Origin of the sequence: Mesorhizobium sp. B2-4-1, assembly GCF_006442185.1 — a bacterium.
Classification (GTDB): Bacteria; Pseudomonadota; Alphaproteobacteria; order Rhizobiales; family Rhizobiaceae; genus Mesorhizobium.
The window spans coordinates 247,859-268,486 of sequence record NZ_VFVN01000001.1 but is presented as its reverse complement, the minus strand read 5'-3'; the positions used below and the strand labels follow the sequence as shown (position 1 = coordinate 268,486).

The 20,628-nt window shown below is 63.9% G+C and carries 17 protein-coding genes; 10 read left to right on the top strand and 7 right to left on the bottom strand.

Annotated elements, in window-relative coordinates; genetic code table 11:
* Positions 1 to 198 precede the first annotated feature (198 nt).
* From FJ949_RS01395 to FJ949_RS01360, 6 genes are all read left to right on the top strand, one after another.
* Entirely contained in the window at positions 199 to 1,149 is a 951-nt protein-coding gene (locus FJ949_RS01395; protein WP_140491605.1) for an N-acetylmuramic acid 6-phosphate etherase, read from the top strand.
* Positions 1,150 to 1,266: 117 nt separating this feature from the next.
* A complete protein-coding gene (locus tag FJ949_RS01390) occupies positions 1,267 to 2,526 on the top strand; it encodes an ABC transporter substrate-binding protein (protein ID WP_140491603.1) in 1,260 nt (419 codons plus the stop codon).
* A 249-nt stretch (positions 2,527 to 2,775) separates the two neighbouring features.
* Positions 2,776 to 3,705 carry a sugar ABC transporter permease gene (locus FJ949_RS01385; RefSeq protein ID WP_140491601.1) on the top strand — a complete coding sequence of 310 codons (930 nt, stop codon included), beginning with the start codon at positions 2,776 to 2,778 and terminating at the stop codon, positions 3,703 to 3,705.
* A gap of 226 nt (positions 3,706 to 3,931) precedes the next feature.
* Positions 3,932 to 4,771, top strand: coding sequence for a carbohydrate ABC transporter permease (locus FJ949_RS01375; protein WP_140491597.1), 840 nt, complete (start codon positions 3,932 to 3,934; stop codon positions 4,769 to 4,771).
* A 241-nt stretch (positions 4,772 to 5,012) separates the two neighbouring features.
* Positions 5,013 to 6,074: a Gfo/Idh/MocA family oxidoreductase gene (locus FJ949_RS01370; RefSeq protein WP_140491595.1), complete on the top strand. Its 1,062-nt coding sequence runs from the start codon at positions 5,013 to 5,015 to the stop codon at positions 6,072 to 6,074.
* 226 nt (positions 6,075 to 6,300) lie between these two features.
* On the top strand, positions 6,301 to 7,299 hold the full coding sequence (locus tag FJ949_RS01360; protein ID WP_140491591.1) for an ABC transporter ATP-binding protein: 999 nt from the start codon (positions 6,301 to 6,303) through the stop codon (positions 7,297 to 7,299).
* Between the two features lie 187 nt (positions 7,300 to 7,486).
* On the opposite strand, the gene FJ949_RS01355 is transcribed toward FJ949_RS01360, so the two are convergent.
* The 5 genes from FJ949_RS01355 to FJ949_RS01330 all read right to left on the bottom strand — a co-directional run bounded on the left by FJ949_RS01355 (position 7,487) and on the right by FJ949_RS01330 (position 13,996).
* Positions 7,487 to 8,332: a fumarylacetoacetate hydrolase family protein gene (locus FJ949_RS01355; RefSeq protein ID WP_140491589.1), complete on the bottom strand. Its 846-nt coding sequence runs from the start codon at positions 8,330 to 8,332 to the stop codon at positions 7,487 to 7,489.
* Positions 8,333 to 8,500: 168 nt separating this feature from the next.
* Positions 8,501 to 9,232 carry an SDR family oxidoreductase gene (locus FJ949_RS01350; RefSeq protein WP_140491586.1) on the bottom strand — a complete coding sequence of 244 codons (732 nt, stop codon included), beginning with the start codon at positions 9,230 to 9,232 and terminating at the stop codon, positions 8,501 to 8,503.
* Between the two features lie 179 nt (positions 9,233 to 9,411).
* On the bottom strand, positions 9,412 to 11,784 hold the full coding sequence (locus tag FJ949_RS01345) for an aldehyde dehydrogenase family protein (RefSeq protein WP_140491584.1): 2,373 nt from the start codon (positions 11,782 to 11,784) through the stop codon (positions 9,412 to 9,414).
* A 136-nt stretch (positions 11,785 to 11,920) separates the two neighbouring features.
* Positions 11,921 to 12,961 (bottom strand): deoxyribose-phosphate aldolase, encoded by a 1,041-nt coding sequence (gene deoC / locus FJ949_RS01335; RefSeq protein WP_140491579.1) that lies wholly within the window; start codon positions 12,959 to 12,961, stop codon positions 11,921 to 11,923.
* Between the two features lie 207 nt (positions 12,962 to 13,168).
* The gene (locus tag FJ949_RS01330; protein ID WP_140491577.1) at positions 13,169 to 13,996 is read right to left on the bottom strand and encodes a ferredoxin--NADP reductase; all 828 of its coding nucleotides are present in this window, start codon (positions 13,994 to 13,996) and stop codon (positions 13,169 to 13,171) included.
* A gap of 222 nt (positions 13,997 to 14,218) precedes the next feature.
* On the opposite strand from FJ949_RS01330, the gene FJ949_RS01325 reads away from it, so the two are divergent.
* The 4 genes from FJ949_RS01325 (at position 14,219) to FJ949_RS01310 (ending at position 18,882) form a co-directional block, all read left to right on the top strand.
* On the top strand, positions 14,219 to 16,303 hold the full coding sequence (locus tag FJ949_RS01325) for a hydantoinase/oxoprolinase family protein (RefSeq protein WP_140491575.1): 2,085 nt from the start codon (positions 14,219 to 14,221) through the stop codon (positions 16,301 to 16,303).
* 1 nt (position 16,304) lies between these two features.
* Entirely contained in the window at positions 16,305 to 17,990 is a 1,686-nt protein-coding gene (locus FJ949_RS01320; RefSeq protein ID WP_140491573.1) for a hydantoinase B/oxoprolinase family protein, read from the top strand.
* Between the two features lie 105 nt (positions 17,991 to 18,095).
* A complete protein-coding gene (locus tag FJ949_RS01315; protein WP_140491571.1) occupies positions 18,096 to 18,302 on the top strand; it encodes a hypothetical protein in 207 nt (68 codons plus the stop codon).
* A 4-nt stretch (positions 18,303 to 18,306) separates the two neighbouring features.
* The gene (locus FJ949_RS01310; RefSeq protein WP_224618431.1) at positions 18,307 to 18,882 is read left to right on the top strand and encodes a Fic family protein; all 576 of its coding nucleotides are present in this window, start codon (positions 18,307 to 18,309) and stop codon (positions 18,880 to 18,882) included.
* 9 nt (positions 18,883 to 18,891) lie between these two features.
* Here the strand turns inward: FJ949_RS01310 and FJ949_RS01305 are convergent, their stop codons facing one another.
* Together FJ949_RS01305 and FJ949_RS01300 are read right to left on the bottom strand one after the other, a co-directional pair.
* Entirely contained in the window at positions 18,892 to 19,548 is a 657-nt protein-coding gene (locus FJ949_RS01305) for a methionine ABC transporter permease (protein ID WP_140491569.1), read from the bottom strand.
* Complete coding sequence (locus tag FJ949_RS01300) at positions 19,529 to 20,617, bottom strand: methionine ABC transporter ATP-binding protein (protein ID WP_140491567.1); 1,089 nt, start codon at positions 20,615 to 20,617, stop codon at positions 19,529 to 19,531. The genes FJ949_RS01305 and FJ949_RS01300 overlap by 20 nt, the downstream gene beginning before the upstream one ends.
* Positions 20,618 to 20,628: the final 11 nt, after the last annotated feature.

Below are 20,628 nucleotides of genomic sequence, written 5' to 3'. Positions count from 1 at the left end.
TGATTTCTCCTCCAGGCCGATAATACCAATAAAATACCAATAGCCAAGGGTTAATTTCCGCTGCAAAAAGATTAGAGCGTATTTCACTGAAAAACTTGGCCATTTACCTGCGCCAGCGATTTCGGTGCGGCGAATTCGTTAATGCGTGTGGACAAGTGGTATTTTTTTGGTATTGTTTTCCGAATTGGAGGAATTGGGATGGCCGAAACGCGCACCGAAGCGCTGCACAGGAATGCTGAGGGGCTGGATATCCAGGCTCCCGAAGCGATCCTTGCTTCGCTGGCCGATGCGCAGGTCGAGGCGGCGAAGATTGTGCGCAACGCCATTCCCTCCATCGCCGAAGCGGCCGAGATCATCACCGGTAGCCTGAAGGGCGGCGGCAAGCTCGCCTATGCCGCGGCCGGCAGCTCCGGCCTGATGGCGCTTGCCGATGCGCTGGAACTGCCTGGCACCTTCGGCATCCGTCGCGACCGCATCGCCATCCTGATCGCCGGCGGCGATGAGGCCTTCAGAACGCTGGCCGGCGGCCCCGAAGACGATAAAGAGGAGGCCGCGACAGCGGTCGCCAACGCCGGCATTGGCAAGGGCGACTGCCTGATCGCAATCTCGGCCAGTGGTACGACGCCCTATGCACTGCGGGCGATCGAGGAAGCCGCCCGTCGCGGTGCGGCCACCATCGGCATCGCCAACAACCGGGACTCGGCTCTGCTGCGTCTGTCTGGAACCGCCATCCTGCTCGAAACGCCGCCGGAAGTGATCGCCGGCTCGACGCGCATGGGCGCCGGCACGGCCCAGAAGATCGCCCTCAATATGCTGTCGACGCTCGCCGCCATCCATCTCGGCCATGTCCATGACGGCTACATGGTCAATCTCATGGCCGACAACAGCAAGCTGCGCGACCGCGCGGCGCGGATCGTCGCGGCCATCAGCGGCGGCAGCCGCGACGACGCGGCCCGCCTGCTCGAAAAGAGCGGCGGTGCGGTCAAGACCGCCATTCTGCTTGCCGCCGGCGCCGACAGCGCCGACACGGCGCAGAAGATACTGGAAGAGGCCGGCCAGAAGCTGCGGCCGGCCCTTTCCGCGCTGGGGCATGATCCCGAAAAGTGGAGACCGCTTCTCGGAAAAGATCATGCTCGAACAAAGAAATAGAGCCTGTTTCATCCCGGTGTCCATCGAGGTGAAGCAGGCTTGCGAGGGGAGCAAGGGGCGCAACGCCTCTGTTCTCATCAAAACCGAACCTGAAAAAGGTCAACAGGGAGACTGAGCATGACAACGAAACTACTGACGGCACTGCTTCTGGGCACCAGCATTCTCGGCTCCGCCGGGGTGGCTTACGCCGAGGACGTAACGCTCAACATCGAAAGCTGGCGCGGCGACGACCTTGCCATCTGGAAGGACAAGCTGATCCCGGCTTTCGAAGCCAAGAACCCCGGCATCAAGGTGGTGTTCGCGCCCTCGGCGCCGACCGAATATGACGCGGCTCTCGGCGCCAAGCTCGCCGCCGGTTCGGCGGGCGACCTGATCACCTGCCGCCCGTTCGACAAGTCGCTCGAGCTGTTCAAGAAGGGCAATCTCGCGGACCTCTCCTCGCTGCCGGGCATGGACAACTTCTCGCCGGTGGCCAAGTCCGCCTGGCAGACCGACGACGGCAAGGCGACCTTCTGCGTGCCGATGGCGTCGGTCATCCATGGCTTCATCTACAACAAGGACGCCTTCGACAAGCTCGGCATCAAGGTGCCGGAGACCCGTGACGAGTTCTTCGCCGCGCTCGACAAGATCAAGGCCGACGGCACTTACATCCCGATGGCGATGGGCACCAAGGATCTCTGGGAAGCCGCGACCATGGGCTACCAGAACATCGGCCCCAACTACTGGAAGGGCGAGGAAGGCCGTGCGGCCCTCATCAAGGGCGAGCAGAAGCTGACCGACAAGGACTGGGTGGCGCCCTATGAGGAACTGGCCAAGTGGAAGCCCTATCTCGGTGACGGTTTCGAGGCTCAGACCTATCCGGACAGCCAGAACCTGTTCACGCTCGGCCGCGCCGCCATCTACCCGGCCGGCTCGTGGGAAATCGGCCTGTTCAACACCCAGGCCCAGTTCAAGATGGGCGCCTTCCCGCCGCCGGTCGAGAAGGCCGGCGACACCTGCTACATCTCCGACCATACCGACATCGGCATGGGTCTGAATGCGGGCTCCAAGCATGCGGATGCGGCCAAGACCTTCCTGTCCTGGGTCGCCTCGCCGGATTTCGCCACCATCTACGCCAACGCGCTGCCGGGCTTCTTCAGCCTGAACTCCTCGCCGGTGAAGATGGAGGACCCGCTGGCCCAGGAATTCGTCTCCTGGCGCGGCAAGTGCAAGTCGACGATTCGCTCGACCTACCAGATCCTGTCGCGCGGCACGCCGAACCTCGAGAACGAGACCTGGGTCGAATCGGCCAATGTCATCAACGGCACCGATACGCCGGAAGCCGCTGCCAAGAAGCTGCAGGACGGCCTCGACAGTTGGTACAAGCCCGCCAAGTAAGGCTCGGGCAATGAGCTGGGCCGTTCCAAGTGGACGGCCCAGCGTTTTTCGATAGCATCGACTGCGAAGGACGGCGCCGCCCCTTATCCGCCTGCCGGCACCTTCTCCCCGTACAGTGACGGTGAGAAAGGGAGTTGCCGCAACGCTGGCGACCTCCTCTCTCCGTTCTTCACCGGGAGAGGGTAAGGATGAGGGGCACCGCTGTTGTCGAAAGCATTTTCCCAGACCTGATCGGTGGGGACCGAACTCATGGCCGCACAAGCACGACCGAAAAGACCGATCCGCTGGCATATCGCCGTCTTCCTGGCGCCGGCGGTGCTCGTCTATACGGCGATCATGATCCTGCCGCTCGCCGGCACTTTGCAGCTGTCGCTGTTCCGCAACATCGAGCAATCCCAGGTCTTCGTCGGGCTGGCAAACTTCCGCACCCTGTTCGGCGATCCCAACTGGTCGGTGAATTTCTGGAATGCGCTGCGCAACAATGTCTGGTTCTTCATCATCCACATGCTGGTGCAGAACCCGATCGGCGTACTGCTGGCCGCACTTCTGTCCAGCCCCAGGCTGCGCTTTTCGGCTTTCTACCGCACGGCGATCTTCGTGCCGACCATCCTGTCCTTCGTCATCGTCGGCTTCGCCTGGAAGCTGATCCTGTCGCCGCTATGGGGCGTGGCGCCGCATATGATGGATCTGGTCGGCCTCAGAAGCCTGTTCACGCCGTGGCTAGGCAAGGAGCAGTATGCGCTGACCGCGCTTAGCCTGGTCTCGGTGTGGCAGTTCGTCGGCATCCCGATGATGCTGATCTACGCCGCGCTGCTGTCGATCCCCGACGAGGTGATCGAGGCGGCCGAATGCGATGGCATCACCGGCCTGTCGCAGTTCTGGAAGATCAAGCTGCCGCTGATCCTGCCCTCGATCGGTATCATCTCGATCCTCACCTTCGTCGGCAATTTCAACGCCTTCGACCTGATCTACACCGCGCAGGGCGCGCTCGCCGGGCCGAATTATTCGACCGACATTCTCGGCACCTTCCTCTACCGCGCCTTCTTCGGCTTCCAGCTGCAGGTCGGCGACCCCAACATGGGCGCGACCATCGCCACGATCATGTTCCTGATCATCCTCGGCGGTGTCTGCGTCTACCTCTTCCTCATCCAGACGCGCCTGCGTCGGTATCAGTTTTAGGGGGCGATATGTCGAGCTTGAGCACCCCCCTCTGTCCTGCCGGACATCTCCCCCGCAAGGGGGGAGATCAGCTGTTGTCACGGCCTTCGCCAGCCACCAGCGATGCAGGAGATGTGTCGGCGCCAAAGCTGCCAATCTCCCCCCTTGCGGGGGAGATGGCCGGCAGGACAGAGGGGGGTGGCTGGGTGCTGCTCCTCGGCAAAGTAGCTCCTCAGGAGACCATCCAATGAGCACCGCCACCCGTTCGCTGCCCCGCACGATCGGCGCCCATGCGATCCTGCTGACCTACACGGCGATCGCGCTGTTCCCGGTGATCCTGGTCATCATGAATTCGTTCAAATCCCGCGCCGGCATATTCGGCGCGCCGCTGACACCGCCGACGCCAAAGACCTTCGACCTGATCGGCTATACCACGGTGATCGGCCAGGGCGATTTCATCCACTATTTCCAGAACAGCCTCGTCGTCACCGTCGCCTCGCTGTTCTTCGTGCTGCTGTTCGGCGCCATGGCGGCATTCGCCCTGTCGGAATACCGTTTTCGCGGCAATACGCTGATGGGCCTCTATCTAGCGCTGGGCATCATGATCCCGATCCGGCTGGCCACCGTCGCCATCCTGCAATTGATGGTGGCGAGCGGGCTGGTCAACACGCTGACGGCGCTGATCCTGGTCTACACCGCGCAAGGCCTGCCGCTGGCCGTCTTCATTCTGTCGGAATTCATGAAGCAGGTGTCGGACGATCTGAAGAACGCCGGCCGCATCGACGGCCTGTCGGAATACACCATCTTCTTCCGGCTGGTGCTGCCGCTGGTGCGGCCATCGATGGCGACAGTCGCCGTCTTCACCATGATCCCGATCTGGAACGATCTGTGGTTCCCGCTGATCCTGGCGCCGTCGGAAGAGACCAAGACTGTGACCCTCGGCGCGCAGCTCTTCCTCGGCCAGTTCGTCACCAACTGGAACGCCATCCTGGCCGCGCTCTCGCTGGCGATCATGCCGGTGCTGATCCTCTACGTCATCTTCTCGCGGCAGCTGATCCGCGGCATTACGTCAGGAGCCGTCAAGTGAGCGGACAAATCTCTGTTGGAGCCTTCACCCCACCCGGCGCTTCGCGCCGACCTCCCCATCATGGGGAGGTCGAAGGTCACGGCTTCATTCACGACGGCCAAGGGACACGTTTCGGAGAAGCCTCTTTGAGCGTGGCGGGGGTCACGCCGACGTCCTACCTCCCCTCGATGGGGAGGTCGGCGCGTAGCGCCGGGTGGGGTGACACCCTCTCAAGAGAAATCAGGATATCTGGAGCAGCTCGGTGAACTCTGAAACGCCCCTTCGCGTCGTCGTCGCCGGCCTCGGCAATATGGGCCGCAGCCATGCGCTCGCCTATCACACCAATCCGGGCTTCGAGATCGCCGCGTTGATCAACCGCTCCGACGTGCCGCTGCCGAATGGGCTGTCGGGCTACGGCATCAGGCGCTCCTTCGACGATGCGCTGCGCGACGAAAAGCCCGATGTCGCCTGCATAGCCACTTATTCCGACAGCCACGCCGACTATGCGGTGAGGGCGTTCGAGGCCGGCTGCCATGTCTTCGTCGAAAAGCCCCTGGCGACGACGGTGGCCGACGCCAGGCGCGTCGTCGCGGCCGCCAAGGCCAATGGCAGGAAACTGGTGATCGGCTACATACTGCGCCACCACCCGTCCTGGATCAGGCTGATCGCCGAGGCGCGCAAGCTCGGCGGCCCTTATGTCTTCCGCATGAACCTCAACCAGCAGTCCTCTGGCCATACCTGGGAGACGCACAAGCAATTGATGCGCACGACCTCGCCGATCGTCGACTGCGGCGTGCATTATCTCGACGTCATGCTGCAGATCACCGACGCCAGGCCGGTCGAGGTGCGCGGCATGGGCGTGCGGCTGACCGAGGAGGTGGCGCCCACGATGTACAACTACGGCCACCTCCAGGTGCTGTTCGATGACGGCTCGGTCGGCTGGTACGAGGCCGGCTGGGGACCGATGATTTCGGAGACCGCGTTCTTTGTCAAAGATGTCATCTCGCCGACGGGCTGCGTGTCGATTGTCATGAAGGAAGGCGTTAAGTCCGACGACATCGACACCCACACCAAGACGTCGACCATCCGCCTGCACAGTGCGAAAACCGGCGCGGACGGCACGTTCACCAAGCCGGACGAGATGCTGTCGATGGAGGGTGAACCCGGCCACCAGGATCTCTGCGATCTCGAACAGGCTTTTGTCCTCAAGGCGATCCGCGAGGATATCGATCTCACCCGCCATATGGACGACGCCGTGAAATCGCTCGCCGTCTGCCTTGCCGCCGATGAGAGCGTGCGCAGCGGGAAGGCGGTGCGATTGTGAAAAGGGAGCTATCGGCAGGGGTTGCGGCCTACGGCGCCCCCCTCTGGCCTGCCGGCCATCTCCCCCTCAAGGAGGGAGATCAGCTGTCGGCATGGCCTTCGCCAATCACAAACGTCAACAAGAGTGTTTCAGCGTCAAAGCTGCCAATCTCCCCCCTTGAGGGGGAGATGTCCGGCAGGACAGAGGGGGGTGCCCTGGCGCCCACTTATCAATTTGGAGGACTGCCGTGGGCTCGCTGAAGATCGAAAACGTGAAGAAGGCTTTCGGCCCGGTCGAGGTGCTGAAGGGCATCGACCTCGAGGTGACGGATGGCGAATTCGTCGTCTTCGTCGGCCCCTCGGGCTGCGGCAAGTCGACTTTGCTGAGGGTGATCGCCGGGCTGGAGGATTCGACCTCGGGCCGGGTGGTCATCGATGGCGCGGATGTCTCGGCCACGCCGCCGGCCAAGCGCGGCATCGCCATGGTGTTCCAGACCTATGCGCTCTATCCGCATCTGACGGTCAAGAACAATATGGGTCTTGGCCTCAAGCAGGCCGGCACGCCGGCGGCCGAGATCGACCGCCGCATCGGCATCGCCTCGTCCATGCTGTCGCTTGAGCCTTATCTGGAAAGGCGTCCTGCCGAACTCTCCGGCGGCCAGCGTCAGCGCGTCGCCATCGGCCGCGCCGTGGTGCGCGAGCCAAAGCTGTTCCTGTTCGACGAGCCTTTGTCCAATCTCGACGCGGCACTGCGCGTCAATACGCGGTTGGAAATCGCGCAGCTGCATCGCCGCCTCAAGGCGACGATGATCTACGTCACCCACGACCAGGTCGAGGCGATGACGCTGGCAGACAAGATCGTGGTGCTCAATGCCGGGAAAATCGAGCAGATCGGCGGACCGATGGAACTCTACAATTCGCCGGCGAACGAATTCGTCGCCGGTTTCATCGGCTCGCCGAAGATGAACTTCATCGACGGCGCCAGGCTTGGGGAAACCGCCAAGAGCATCGGCGTGCGGCCGGAGCATCTGACTGTCGACCCGAAATCCGGCGCCTGGAAAGGCACGGTAGTGCATGCCGAGCACCTCGGCGCCGACACCAATCTCTATCTCGACTGCGAGAAGGCCGGGCTGATCACCGTGCGCATTTTCGGTGTTTATGACGCCGAGCCGGGGGCGACACTTTATGCAACGCCGGATCCGGCGAAGACCTATCGGTTTGGCGCGGATGGGAAGGTGCTGAAGTAGTATCGCAACATAGGTTGGCGCTGCCCCTCATCCGCCTGCCGGCACCTTCTCCCCGTATAGTGACGGGCAGAAGGAAGATAGCTCCAGCGCCGGCGATTGGCGAAAGCAGCAACGACAGCGTCCTTCTCCCCGTTTTACGGGGAGAAGATGGCGGCAGCCAGATGAGGGGCGGCGCGACTCGTGAAAGTTATGCGTCAGCCCTGAACGTCTGCTTCTGCTGGCCCAACCCTTCGATGCCCAGCTCCACCACGTCGCCGGCCTTCAAGAACACCGGCGGCTTCATGCCCAATCCAACGCCGGGCGGCGTGCCTGTCGAAATGATGTCGCCAGGATGCAGCGACATGAACTGGCTGAGATAGGACACAAGATAGGCGACGCCGTAGACCATGGTCTTCGTCGAGCCGTTCTGCATGGTCTTGCCGTTGACGGTCAGCCACATCTTCAGGTTCTGCGGATCCGAGACCTCGTCCTTGGTCACCAGCCATGGGCCGGTCGGGCCGAACGTGTCGCAGCTCTTGCCCTTGGTCCATTGGCCCTGGCGCTCGGCCTGGAAAGCGCGCTCGGAGACATCGTGCGCGACGCAGTAGCCGGCGACGTAATCGAGCGCATCGGCCTGGCTGACATATTTTGCCGTTTTGCCGATGACCACGCCGAGCTCGACCTCCCAGTCGGTCTTTTCCGAGCCGCGCGGGATCAGCACGTCATCGTCCGGTCCGACGATGGCCGAGCTGGCCTTCATGAAGATGATCGGCTCCGGCGGCACGGTGGCGCCGGTCTCGGCAGCGTGGTCGGAATAGTTGAGGCCGATGCAGATGAACTTGCCGGTGCCGGCAACGCAGGCGCCGAGCCGCGGCTTGCCGGAAACCGCCGGCAGCGACTTTGCGTCGAGCTTGGACAGCATCTCCAGTGAGGCCGGCTGAAGCGTGGTGCCGGCAATGTCGGCGACATGGGCGGAGAGGTCGCGGATCGTCCCATCCGCATCGAGCAGGCCGGGACGTTCGCTCCCCACCTCGCCATAGCGCAGCAGTTTCATTTAAACCCTTCTCCTGTTGCGGCCTCGCGGCCTTTTGCAAACTCTTCACCGAAACGAATGGCTCCCGTTTGGGAAGCCGGCGGACCGTACCACCGGCCTGATCCAGGGCAAGCGCGGACACCATATAGTGATCGCCGGTGAGCGGGATTTTCAGACTCCTCGATCCGGTCAGATCGACCAGCCACCATCGATATTGTAGGCCTGCCCGGATGTGTAGGTGGCGCCGGCCAGATAGACGGCCAGATCGGCGATTTCCTCCGGCGTGCCGAGCCGGCCCATCGGCTGGCGCGCGATGAAGGCGGCGCGCGCGGCTTCATAATCGCCCTGCGCGTGCATGCGATCCTGCAGCGACGGGCTCTCGACCGTACCGGGGCAGATGGCGTTGCAGCGTATGCCCTTGCCGACATAGTCGGCCGCGACTGCCTTGGTCAGGCCGATCACCGCAGCCTTGGTGACGCCATAGGCGAAACGGTTCGGCACGCCCTTCTGCGAGCTCGCCAGCGAGGCCATGTTGATGATCGACCCGTCGCCGCGCTCCAGCATGCCGGGCAGCACGGCGCGGATGGTGCGGATCATGGCGCGGACGTTGAGGTTGAGAGCGAAATCGAGATCGCTGTCCTTCATCTCCAGGATCGAGCCGGAGTGGACGAAACCGGCGCAGTTGAACAGCACGTCGACGCGGCCGATCCCGGCGAAGGCGGTGTTGACCGCCTCGTCATTGAGCACGTCGACCTTGCGTGTCTTGATCCCGGCAGTCTTGGCGAGTTCCGCCAGCAGCGTTTCGTTGATGTCGGTGGCATGGACGGTAGCTCCTGCCTTGGCGAAGGCGAGCGCGCTTGCCTTGCCGATGCCTTGCGCCGCTGCCGTGATGACGACGACCTTGCCTGCCAGATCCGCCATGCTGTTCTCCTCCTGGGTTAACTGCCTTTATCGGCGGCCTGCGAAGGCGTCATGTGCCAGTCACAGGCCATGATGTGGCCTGCTCTGTCAGTTCACAGATAAAGATGTTTTTTCTCGTTAAAGAACATAAGCCCGAGCGTCAAGCCCGAACCCGATCTCCATTGTGACAGCATGGAACGTCAGTCGCCGTAGGGCACCCAGACGTTCTTCATCTCGACGGCGCGGCGCAGCAAGGTATCGCCAGCGGCTTCTTCCGAGGCCCAGTCGAGGCTACGGCCATTGCCGCTCCAGATACGTTTGAGGTTGCCGACGGACTCGACCTCCGCCTTGGCGCAGGTGTCGGCATCGGCGAACAGCCAGAGCCCATCGACATCGTCATGCTTGGCCAGCACGCCGGCAAGTTCGGCCGTGCGGCCGGTGACGATGTTGATGGCGCCGGCAGGCACGTCGGAATATTCGATGACCTGATACAAGTCGGTGGCGAGCAGCGGATGGCGCTCCGAAGGCACCGCGACCACCGTGTTGCCCATTGCCAGCGCCGGCGCGACCAGCGAGATGAACCCGAGCAGCGGCTGATTGTCGGGCGCGACGATGCCGACGACGCCAACCGGCTCATGCAATGCCAGCGTCACCGCCCGTGCCGGCGGCTGGTGCACGCGCCCCTCAAACTTGTCGGCAAGTCCGGCATAGAGGAACAACCGCTCGATCGACTGGTCGACCTCCTCGCGTGCCGCCTTGGCGGTCGCGCCCGTGAGCTGGACGAGGCGTGAAGCGAATTCCTCCGCCCGGCCGGAGAGGTTTTCCGCCAGATAGTAGAGCACCTGTGAGCGGTTGTAGGCGGTCGCCTCCGGCCAGCTCTTGCAGGCCCGCGCCGCGGAGACGGCATCGCGTATATCCTTGCGGTTGCCCAAGCCGACTTCGCCGGCAAGCTTGCCCTTGGCGGTGACAACCGCCAGCGAGTAGTTGCCGTCCGGCCGGACCTGTTTGCCGCCGATGAACAGCTTTGCCGTCCGGTCGATTGCTGTGCCATCGGCCTGCTCGACCGGTTGTGTCGAGGCTGCCGCCGGCTTGATGACCGGGCCAAGCGGCAGCTTTGCCGTGAGATATTCGAACATGCCTTCGCGCCCGCCCTCGCGGCCGAAACCGCTCTCGCGGTAGCCGCCGAAGCCGCAGGCGGCGTCGAACATATTGGTGCCGTTGACCCAGACGACACCCGCTTTCAATTGCGGCGCGACGTGCAAGGCAAGATTGACGTTTTCGCTCCACACCGAAGCGGCAAGGCCATAGCGGGTGTTGTTGGCGAGCTCGATCGCTTCCTCGGTGTTGCGGAACGTCATGGTCGCCAGAACGGGGCCGAACACTTCTTCCTGGGCGAGAATATTAGCCGGCGAAACGCCGGTAGCGAGGGTCGGCAGATGGTAATAGCCGGATGAGGGCAGCGCCGCATCCGGCTGCCAGCAGACCGCCCCCTGTTTTGCGCCCTCGGCGACCAGGCCCTTGACGCGATCGAGCTGCGTCAGATCGACCAGCGGGCCGATATCGGTGTTCTTGTCCAGTGGGCTGCCGACGCGCAGCCGGCTCATCCTGACCTTGACCTTGGCGATGAAGGCGTCGGCGATGCCTTCCTGCACCAGCAGCCGCGAACCGGCGCAGCAGACCTGTCCCTGGTTGAACCAGATGCCGTCGACCAAGCCTTCGACGGCGCTGTCGAGATCAGCGTCCTCGAACACGATGAAGGCCGACTTGCCGCCAAGCTCCAGCGACAGCTTCTTGCCCGAGCCGGCGGTAGCCTTGCGGATGATCTTGCCGACTTCGGAAGACCCGGTGAAGGCGATCTTCTGGATGCCGGGGTGGTTGACGATGGCCGCACCCGCTTCCGGGCCGCCCTGCACGATGTTGACGACGCCTTTCGGCACGCCGGCGCGTTCGCAGATTTCGGCGAACAGGATGGCGGTCAGCGGCGTGAACTCGGCCGGCTTCAGCACCACCGTGCAGCCGGCGGCCAGCGCCGGCGCGATCTTCCAGGCCAGCATCAAGAGCGGAAAGTTCCACGGGATGATCTGGCCGACGACGCCGACGCCCTTGTGGCCGGGGAAATCCCTGTCCAGCGCCTGCGCCCAGCCGGCATGATGGATGAAGTGGCGGATCGCCAGCGGCACGTCGATGTCGCGGCTCTCGCGGATCGGCTTGCCATTGTCGATTGTCTCAAGCACCGCGAGCAGGCGCTGGTGGCGCTGCATGGCGCGGCCGATGGCATAGAGCACTTTTGCCCTGGTATAGCCCGAGGAGGCCGACCATTTCGGCAGCGCCTTGGTGGCCGCCGCGACCGCGGCGTCGATGTCGGCGGCTCCGGCATCCGAGACCTTGGCCAGCAGCTTGCCGGAAGAAGGCTCGCTGGTCTCGAAGGTCTTGCCGCCGCCAGCCGCCTTCCAGGTGCCGTCGATGAACAATGCCTTGGAAAAATCGCGCGCGGCAAGCCAGGCGTCGGCCTCGTTGCGGGCTTCCGGCGCCGGACCGTATTCCATGGCGTGATAGCGTTCGAGAATGTTCATGGGGCCCTCCAGATAATTGCCTCGGCAAGCGCTCTGTCGCGCCCCCCTCTGTCCTACCGGACATCTCCCCCCGTGTGGGGGAGATGTCCGGTAGGACAGAGGGGGGCGCCGTAGGGCTCCACGTTCGAGCCCTGACTCAAGCCATCGCGTGGCGGTGATTGGCCGAATAGTGCCCGGTCAGGTGATGTTCGAGTTGCCGCTCGATGTCTGTCAGCAGGCTCGAGGCGCCGAAGCGGAACAGATCCGGTTCCAGCCACGGCCGGCCGAGTTCTTCCTTCATCAGCACCAGCCAGTCGAGCGACACCTTGGCGGTAGAAATGCCGCCGGCCGGCTTGAAGCCGATGAGATAGCCGGTTTCCTCGAAATAGGCCCTGATGGCGCGCACCATGGCAAGGCCGACGGGCAGCGTGGCGTTGACGCTTTCCTTGCCGGTCGAGGTCTTGATGAAATCGGCGCCCGCCATCATTGCCACCATAGAGGCCAGCATCACATTGCGCAGCGTGGCGAGGTCGCCGGTGCCGAGAATGACCTTCAGATGCGCATCGCCGCAGGCAGCGCGCATCGAGACGATCTCGTTGTAGAGCTCGCGCCATTTGGCCCCGAACACCAGGCCGCGCGGGATGACGACGTCGATCTCGTCGGCGCCGTCGCGCACCGAGGCCTCGATCTCCTGGAGGCGGGTCGACAGTGGCGCAAGACCATGCGGGAAGGCGGTGGAGACGGCGGCGACATGGATGCCGGTGCCGCGCACGGCGTCGACCGCGGTGGCGACGAACGGATGGTAGACGCAGACGGCGGCCGGGCGGATGGGTTCGCCCGCAATGCCCAAGCCCTCGGCGATGTCGCGGCGCAGCGGATTGATCGCTTTGGCGCAAAGCCGGCGCACGCGCTCTTCCGTGTCGTTCGAGTTGAGCGTCGTCAGGTCCATGCAGGCTATCGCCCGCAGCAGCCAGGCCGCCTGGTTGTCGGCCTTGATCGAGCGCCGCTTGGTCAGGCTGGCGACGCGCCGTTCCAGCGCCGAGCGGTTGACGCTGCGCACCGACTCCAGAAAGCCGAGGTCGAGCTTCATGCCGGGATTGCGCGCGATGCGATGATCCAGCGGGAGGGCGGTGTTGGCGGCGGCGCGCGCCGGCAGCGGCATCACCTTGGCCTCGGCCTCGCGGATTGTGCTGCTCATCTCCTGCCCTTTCACTCAGCGACTGCGCTTATGTCTAGGTGTGTATCGTCTTCCCAAACCGCTCGGCACTTTTGGGCGACACGCACGAAGATAGCCCGCGAAGCCGCGCTTCACGAGTCCTCAAGCGAGGATAGCTGAAAAAGGCCGCGAAAGCAGCTAATTTTTGACCAGAAGGTCAAAAGCTCGATCGCCGGAGAAGAGCAGGCCTCAGCCGACGAAGGCGCGCTCGACGACAAAAGTCGAGGGATGGCTGAGCGAGCCTTCCTGGAAACCGAGGCTCTCGGCCATCTCCTTGACGTCCTTGAGCATATGCATCGAGCCGCAGATCATGATGCGGTCGGTCTCGGGATTGAGCTTCTCTATGCCGAGGTCGGCGTAGAATTTGCCGGAGCCGATGAGCGCGGTGATACGGCCCATGCGCGCCGACTCCTCGCGGGTCGTGGAGTTGTAGAGCGTGACACGGCCGCCGGTCAGTTCGCCGATCAGCGGGTCGCTTTCGAGCGCCGCCACCAGTTCCTGGCCATAGGTCAGCTCGGCATTGTCACGGCAGGTGTGGGTCAGGACCAGCTGCTCGAATTTTTCATAAGTGTCAGGGTCACGCAGCAGGCTGGCGAAGGGCGCGATGCCGGTGCCGGTGGAGATCATGAACAGCCGCTTGGCCGGCGTCAGCGCGTCGACCACCAGCGTGCCGGTCGACTTCTGGCGCATGATGACGGTGTCGCCGACCTGGATCTTCTGCAACTCCGAGGTCAGGGGGCCGTCCGGTACCTTGATGGAAAAGAATTCCAGCTCTTCGTCCCAGGCCGGGCTGGCCACCGAATAGGCGCGGAACACCGGCTTCTCGGCATTGGGCAGGCCGATCATGACGAATTCGCCGGAACGGAAGCGCAGCGACTGCGGACGGGTGATGCGGAACGAGAACAGCCGGTCGGTGTAGTGCTTCACCGAGACCACGGTTTCGGCATAGACATTGGCTGGAATCGGAAATTGCAGCGGGCGGGCGCCGGCGGTGTTGAACGCGGATGTGGTGTTCATCAAATCCAACCTTCTGGCCCAACTCACGAACGCGGGCGCCAAACCTTATTCCTGCGCGCCCGGACCGTTCAGGTTCCGGCGTGCTGCTCGCACACTCCAAAGCGGTAAGCTCTTGTGTCCGGAATTTATTAGTATACAAACGATATTTGCGTCAAGATGCCGCCGTAAAACACCTTTCCAAACTGTGACATATCCGTAGTCCCAGCATTTCGGGTTTCGACAATGAAAGAGAATTTTTCGGTGCAGCCGCCGGATTCCCTGGGCAGTGTCGTCGCCGGCATCGACGTCGGCGGAACCTTCACCGATCTGCTTCTGATTGATGGCAAGGATGGCGGGCGGGTACATATCGCCAAGACGCCCACGACCGTCGACAACCAGGCCTTCGGCGTCGTTTCGGCGCTCGATACCACCGGCTTTCCGATCGACGGCATCGATCTTATCGTGCATGGCACGACGACAACCACCAACGCGGTGCTCGAACGCCGGCTGGCGAAGACCGGCATGATCACCACGCGCGGCTTTCGCGACGTGATCGAGCTCGGCCGGCGCACGCGGCCGCAGCCCTATGGCATGACCGGCACCTTTGTTCCGGTCATCCCGCGCAACCTGCGGCTCGAAGTGTCCGAGCGCGTCGAGGCGTCGGGAGCGGTACGCATGCCACTCGACGAAGCCGAAATGCGCGAGGCGGTGAAGGCGCTGATCGATGCCGGCTGCGAATCCCTGGTCATCCACTTCCTGCATTCCTACGCTAACCCTTCGCACGAGCGGCGCGCCGCCGAGATCGCCGCCGAACTCTGGCCGAACGACTACATCACCGCGGGTCATGCGCTGCTGTCGGAAGCGCGCGAATTCGAGCGCGGCGTCACCGCCTCGGTCAACGCTTCGGTGCAGCCGATCCTCGAGCGCTATGTCGAGCGGCTGCGCAAGGAACTCGCCGACAAAGGCTACGCCCGCGACTTCCTGATCATGAACGGCAATGGCGGTATGATCTCGGCCCGCTTCGTCACACGTGAATCGGCCAAGACCGTGATGTCCGGCCCGGCCTCGGGCGTCATCGCCGCCGCCTACACGGGCAAGCGCGCCGGCTTCGAAAATCTCGTCACCTACGACATGGGCGGCACCTCGACCGACGTGGCGCTGATCCGCAACGCCGAACCGGCGGTTTCGAACGAGATCGAGATCGAATACGCTATGCCCATCCATGTGCCGATGGTGGCGGTGCACACGGTCGGGGCCGGCGGCGGCTCGATCGCGCGCGTCGACGCGGCAGGCCTGATCCAGATCGGCCCGGAAAGTGCCGGCGCCAATCCAGGCCCGATCTGCTACGGCCGCGGCGGCCTGGAGCCGACCATCACCGACGCCAATCTGGTGCTCGGCCGGCTGGCGTCGAAGAAGCTGCTTGCCGTTGACAATCCGGTCACATCAGAGCGTGTCACCGGCATTTTCGCCGACAGGATCGGCAAGGCGACGGGCTTGTCCGGCGTCGAAGCAGCCGGCGCGGTGCTCAGGCTCGGCAATATGAAGATGGCCGGCGCCATCCGCATGGTGTCGGTGTCGCGCGGTCACGATCCGCGCGATTTCGCGCTGTTCGCCTTCGGCGGCGCCGGCCCGCTGCACGCCACCGCCCTGGCGCGCGAACTCGGACTGCCCCGGGTGCTGGTGCCGGCTCGGCCCGGCATCACCAACGCGCTGGGCTGCGTCGTCGCCGATCTGCGCCACGATTTCGTCAACACCATCAACCGGCCGGTAGGCGTTCTTGATGAAAGCCAGCTCCATCGGGTTTTGGAACGGCATCGAAACGAAGGCGAGGAGCTGATCGCCAAGGAGGCGGTGAAACCGCAGACCATCCGCGTCACCCATTCCGCCGACATGCAGTTCGTCGGCCAGACCCACATCATCAACGTGCCGCTGCCGTCCTCGTCGGTGACCCGGCAGGAGCTGCAGGCGCTGTTCGAAAAGGCCTATTTCGCCCGCTTCAAGGTCGAGCTGCCGGAAATCCGCGCCAATCTGGTCAACTTGAACACCTCGGTGACGGGTGTCAGGCCGGCGATCGATCTGTCGCGGCTGATCGACCCCGCCGGGCGGGCAAAGACGCTCGACGAGGCCCGGCGCGAGATCCGGCCGGTCTGGTACAGCGGGCGTTGGCATGACACGCCCGTATACGCACGCGAAGAAATGCCGCTCGATGCGGTCATCGAAGGGCCGGCGATCCTCGAACAGATGGACGCTACCACGGTGCTCGAACCCGGCGACCGTGCCCGCTCGGACGCCGACGGCAACATCATCATCGACATTGGCGAGGCCTGAGATGCAAAAGCTCGACGCCATCACGCTCTCGGTTCTCCAGGCAGCCCTGCAGCAGGTCTGCGATGAGATGGACCTGACCTTTTCCCGCGCCGCCTTCTCACCTGTCATCGCCGAGGCCAATGACCGCTCCGACGGCATCTATTCGGCCGTCGACGGCTCGCTGATCGCGCAAGGCAGCCAGGGCCTGCCGGTATTCGTCGGCGTCATGCAATATTCGACCAGGACGGTGATCGAGATGATCGCCGACGGCCGCTGCCTGGCCCCGGAGCCGGGCGATATCTACATCGTCAACGACCCGTATCTCGGCGGCACGCATCTGATGGACGTGCGCTTCGTCATGCCGGTCTACCGGGACGGCAAGATTTTCTGTTGGCTGTCCAACACCGGTCATTGGCCCGACATTGGCGGTTCGGTGCCCGGCGGCTTCTCGGCTTCGGCGACGGCGGTCGAGCAGGAAGGCTTGCGGCTGCCGCCGGTCAAACTGTTCAAGAAAGGCGTACTCGACCCGGAGATCTACGCCATCATCTGTTCGAACATCCGCGTCGCCGACCAGCGCATCGGCGACATCAGGGCGCAGGCTGCCGCACTGCTGATCGGCCAGGATCGGCTCAATGGAATTCTGGATCGTTACGGAGACGAAACTGTTGTCGAGGCGATCGCAGAACTGCGCCGCCGCGCCGCCGAGCAGATGCGCGCCAACATAGCGGCCATTCCCGACGGGACGTACCGCTCGAAGGCCTTCGTCGATTCCGACGGCGTGGTCAACGAGCCGCTGACCATCGCGCTCACCGTCGAGAAGAAGGACGACACCCTGACTTTCGATTTCGCCGGCTCGTCAAAGCCCTGCGCGGGGCCGATGAACAGCGTGCTGGCGACCACCTTGTCCTCGGTTTATCTCGCCATGCGCCATATCTTCCCCGATGTGCCGATCAGCGCCGGCGCCTTCGAGCCGCTCGAGGTCAAGCGGCCGGAGGGTACCTTCCTGGATGCCAGATATCCCCGCCCGGTCTCGGGCTGCGCCGCGGAAGTGTCGCAGCGCATCGCCGAGGCGGTGTTCGCGGCCATGGTGCAGGCGCTGCCCGACAAGGTAACGGCGGCGCCCGCCGGCTCCAGCGGCAATTTCGCGCTCGGCGGCAACGATCCGGCGCGCGGCCGCGACTATGTCATGTACCAGATCTCTGGTGGCGGCTATGGCGGCAATGCCGGCCATGACGGGCTGACCAATGGCTGCTCGACCATCGGCATCTCCAAGTCGCCGCCGGTCGAGATCATGGAGCAGGCCTTTCCGGTGCTTTACCGTCACTATGCGTTGCGCGAGGGCTCGGGCGGCGCCGGCAAACATCGCGGCGGCTTTGGCCTTGCCTACGAGGTCGAGATCCTGCGTGGAGAAGCCCGCGCCTCCTTTGTCATGGACCATGGCCGCTTCGGCCCGCAAGGCGCGCTCGGCGGCCGGGATGGCGAGCCCAACACGGTGGCCGTCATCCGCGACGGGAAGGAACATGTGCCGCCGCACCTCTCCAAGGAGCAGGACATCGCGCTCAAGGCCGGTGACCGCGTCCGCGTCGGTACGCCGGGTGGTGGCGGCTACGGCGATCCGCGTGAGCGCGATCCGGAACTGGTGGCTCAGGACGTCAGGCTTGGTTATTATACGGCTGAACAGGCCAGGGATTTGTTCGGCGCCGCATGAACTCGCTGGCGCCTTGTTCGACCCGGAGGAGTAAGGCCGCGGCCTGGTCCGGCTTGCTCGGAAATCGTTTTGGCCTCTCCTGCGGGTCCATGATATGATTTGCGAATGAAGTATCTTAATTCAAGAACCGGCCGCTCAGCCAAGACGGGTCATTTCGTGCTGACGAGAGCGCATGGCGAGAAAATCAGCGCTGTCGAAGGTATGAAGTTGTCGTCCCGCATGGCGAAAATACTCAACCATAGTGTGCGGCAAGGGTTGTCCGGTGACGAGCGGCGCTCGCTGATCAAAGAAGAAATCCGCAAAAAGAAATAGGCCGTTGGTCTACGCTGCCGAGTTCGATCCACTCTGCTACCCCGGCACGACCGTGCTTATGAATCTGCTTGATATCCGCGAGCAGGCAGAGCTCGATGAGGTCGAGCTCGCCTTGTTCCTGACTCGCGCGGACGAGCCCCTTCCGGCAGGCGAACTCGACTACCGTCACTATCTCCACCTGCATCGGCACCTGTTCCAAGACGTGTATGCTTGGGCCGGTCAGCCGCGCACCATCCGGATCGGCAAGGGTGGCAGCTGGTTTTGCTATCCCGAGCACATCGCCAGCGAGATGGTTCGGGTGTTCCGTGAACTTGGCGACCCCGACTCCTTGGCAGACCTAGACAGCCTCGGTTTTGCGAGGCACGTGGCCCACATCGTTGCGGAGGTCAATGCCGTTCATCCTTTTCGCGAAGGCAACGGCCGTACCCAACTCACCTTCCTTGCGATGCTTGCTGAACATGCGGGCTTCACATTCAACGCCGATATCCTGGAGCGAGATCGCGTTATTCAGGCGATGATTGACAGCTTCGGTGGTTCCGAGGCGCCGCTTCAAACGCTTATCGAAGACATCATCGCGTAGCTCAGCCGCTCACCCCCTCCGGTCCAGCTTCGCCACCAGCCGGTCGCCCACCCACTGGATGCCGCAGACCAGGATGATCAGCACGATCACCACGGCGATCATCACTGACGTCTCGAACCGCTGGTAGCCGTAGCGGATGGCGAGGTCTCCGAGGCCGCCGGCGCCGATCGCGCCGGCCATGGCGGAGGCGCCGACCAGCGTCACCAGCGTCACGGTGAAGCCCGCGACGATGCCTGGCAGCGCTTCCGGCACCAGCACCTCGCGGATGATCGTCCAGCGATTGCCGCCCATGGCGCGCGCCGCCTCGATCAGGCCATGGTCCACCTCGCGCAGCGACACTTCGGCGATGCGCGCGTAGTAGGGCGTGGCGGCGATCGACAGCGGCACGATCGCCGCCCAGGTGCCGATCGAGGTACCGACGATCAGCCGCGTCACCGGGATCAGCGCCACCAAAAGGATGATGAACGGCACCGACCGGAAGCCGTTGATGACTGCGCCGAGCACGCGGTTGACCCACAGGCTTTCGGCGATGCCGCCGCGTTCGGTGGCGATCAAGGCGAGACCAAGCGGCAGGCCGAAAACCAGCGAGATGAGGCCGGAAGCGGCCGTCATCAGCACCGTCTCCCAGATCGACCGCAGCAGAAGCTCAAACAGGATCGGCGACATGGCCAAGCACCTCCACCCGCGCCTGGCGCGATTTCAGGAATGCGATCACTCGCGCGAGATGGCTTGCATCGCTGCCGGGGACAGACAGGAACAGTGTGCCCACCGGCTGCTGCTGGATATGGTCGATGCCGCCATGGACGAGGCGGAACGTGCCAGGCACGAGCGTCGCGAGATCGGACAAGAGCGGGCTTTGCGCGGCCTCCCCGGCCACATCCACGCGCAGGATCGTCTCCGCGCCGGTCGCGGGCAGCAGCCGGGCCAAGAGCTCGGCCGGCAGTTGCGGCCGGATGGCGCCAAGCAGGCTTTTCGTGATCGGCGACCGCGGCTCGGCAAACACCGACCAGACCGGGCCTTGCTCGACGAAGCGCCCGGCGTCGATCACCGCCACGCGGTCGCCGATCGAGCGGATCACCTCCATCTCATGGGTGATCAAAAGGATGGTCAGGCCAAGCTGCCGGTTGATGTCCCTCAGCAAGGCGAGGATGGACCGCGTCGTCTCCGGGTCAAGCGCGGAGGTGGCTTCATCCGACAACAGCAGCGCCGGCCGCGCGGCCAGCGCCCTGGCGATGCCGACGCGCTGCTTCTGCCCACCCGACAGCGATGCCGGATACGCCTTTGCCTTCTCCGACAGGCCGACCAGTTCAAGCAGTTCGGCGGCGCGGCGCAGCCGCTCCGCCTTCGGGCGGCCCTCGATCTTGAGCGGCAGCGCCACATTGTCCTCGACGGTCTTGGCCGACAAAAGGTTGAAATGCTGGAAGATCATGCCGATGCGCCGCCGCAGCGGCTGCAGGTCGCGCTCGCCGAGCCGGCTGATCTCGCGGCCTTCGATGAAAACCTCGCCGGAATCCGGCCGCTCCAGTCCGTTCAGGCAGCGGATCAGCGTCGATTTGCCGGCGCCGCTGCGTCCGATGATGCCGAGGATCTCCCCCTTGCGCGCCGTCAGCGAAATGCCGTCGAGTGCCGCCGTCGCGCCGAAGCGGCGCTTCAGGTCGACGAGCCGCACCACGTCTTGCGGCGGTGGGCCTGTGCCCTCCATGGCTTCTGCGGTTGCTGAGAAATGCTGGTTCATGCGCGGATCCC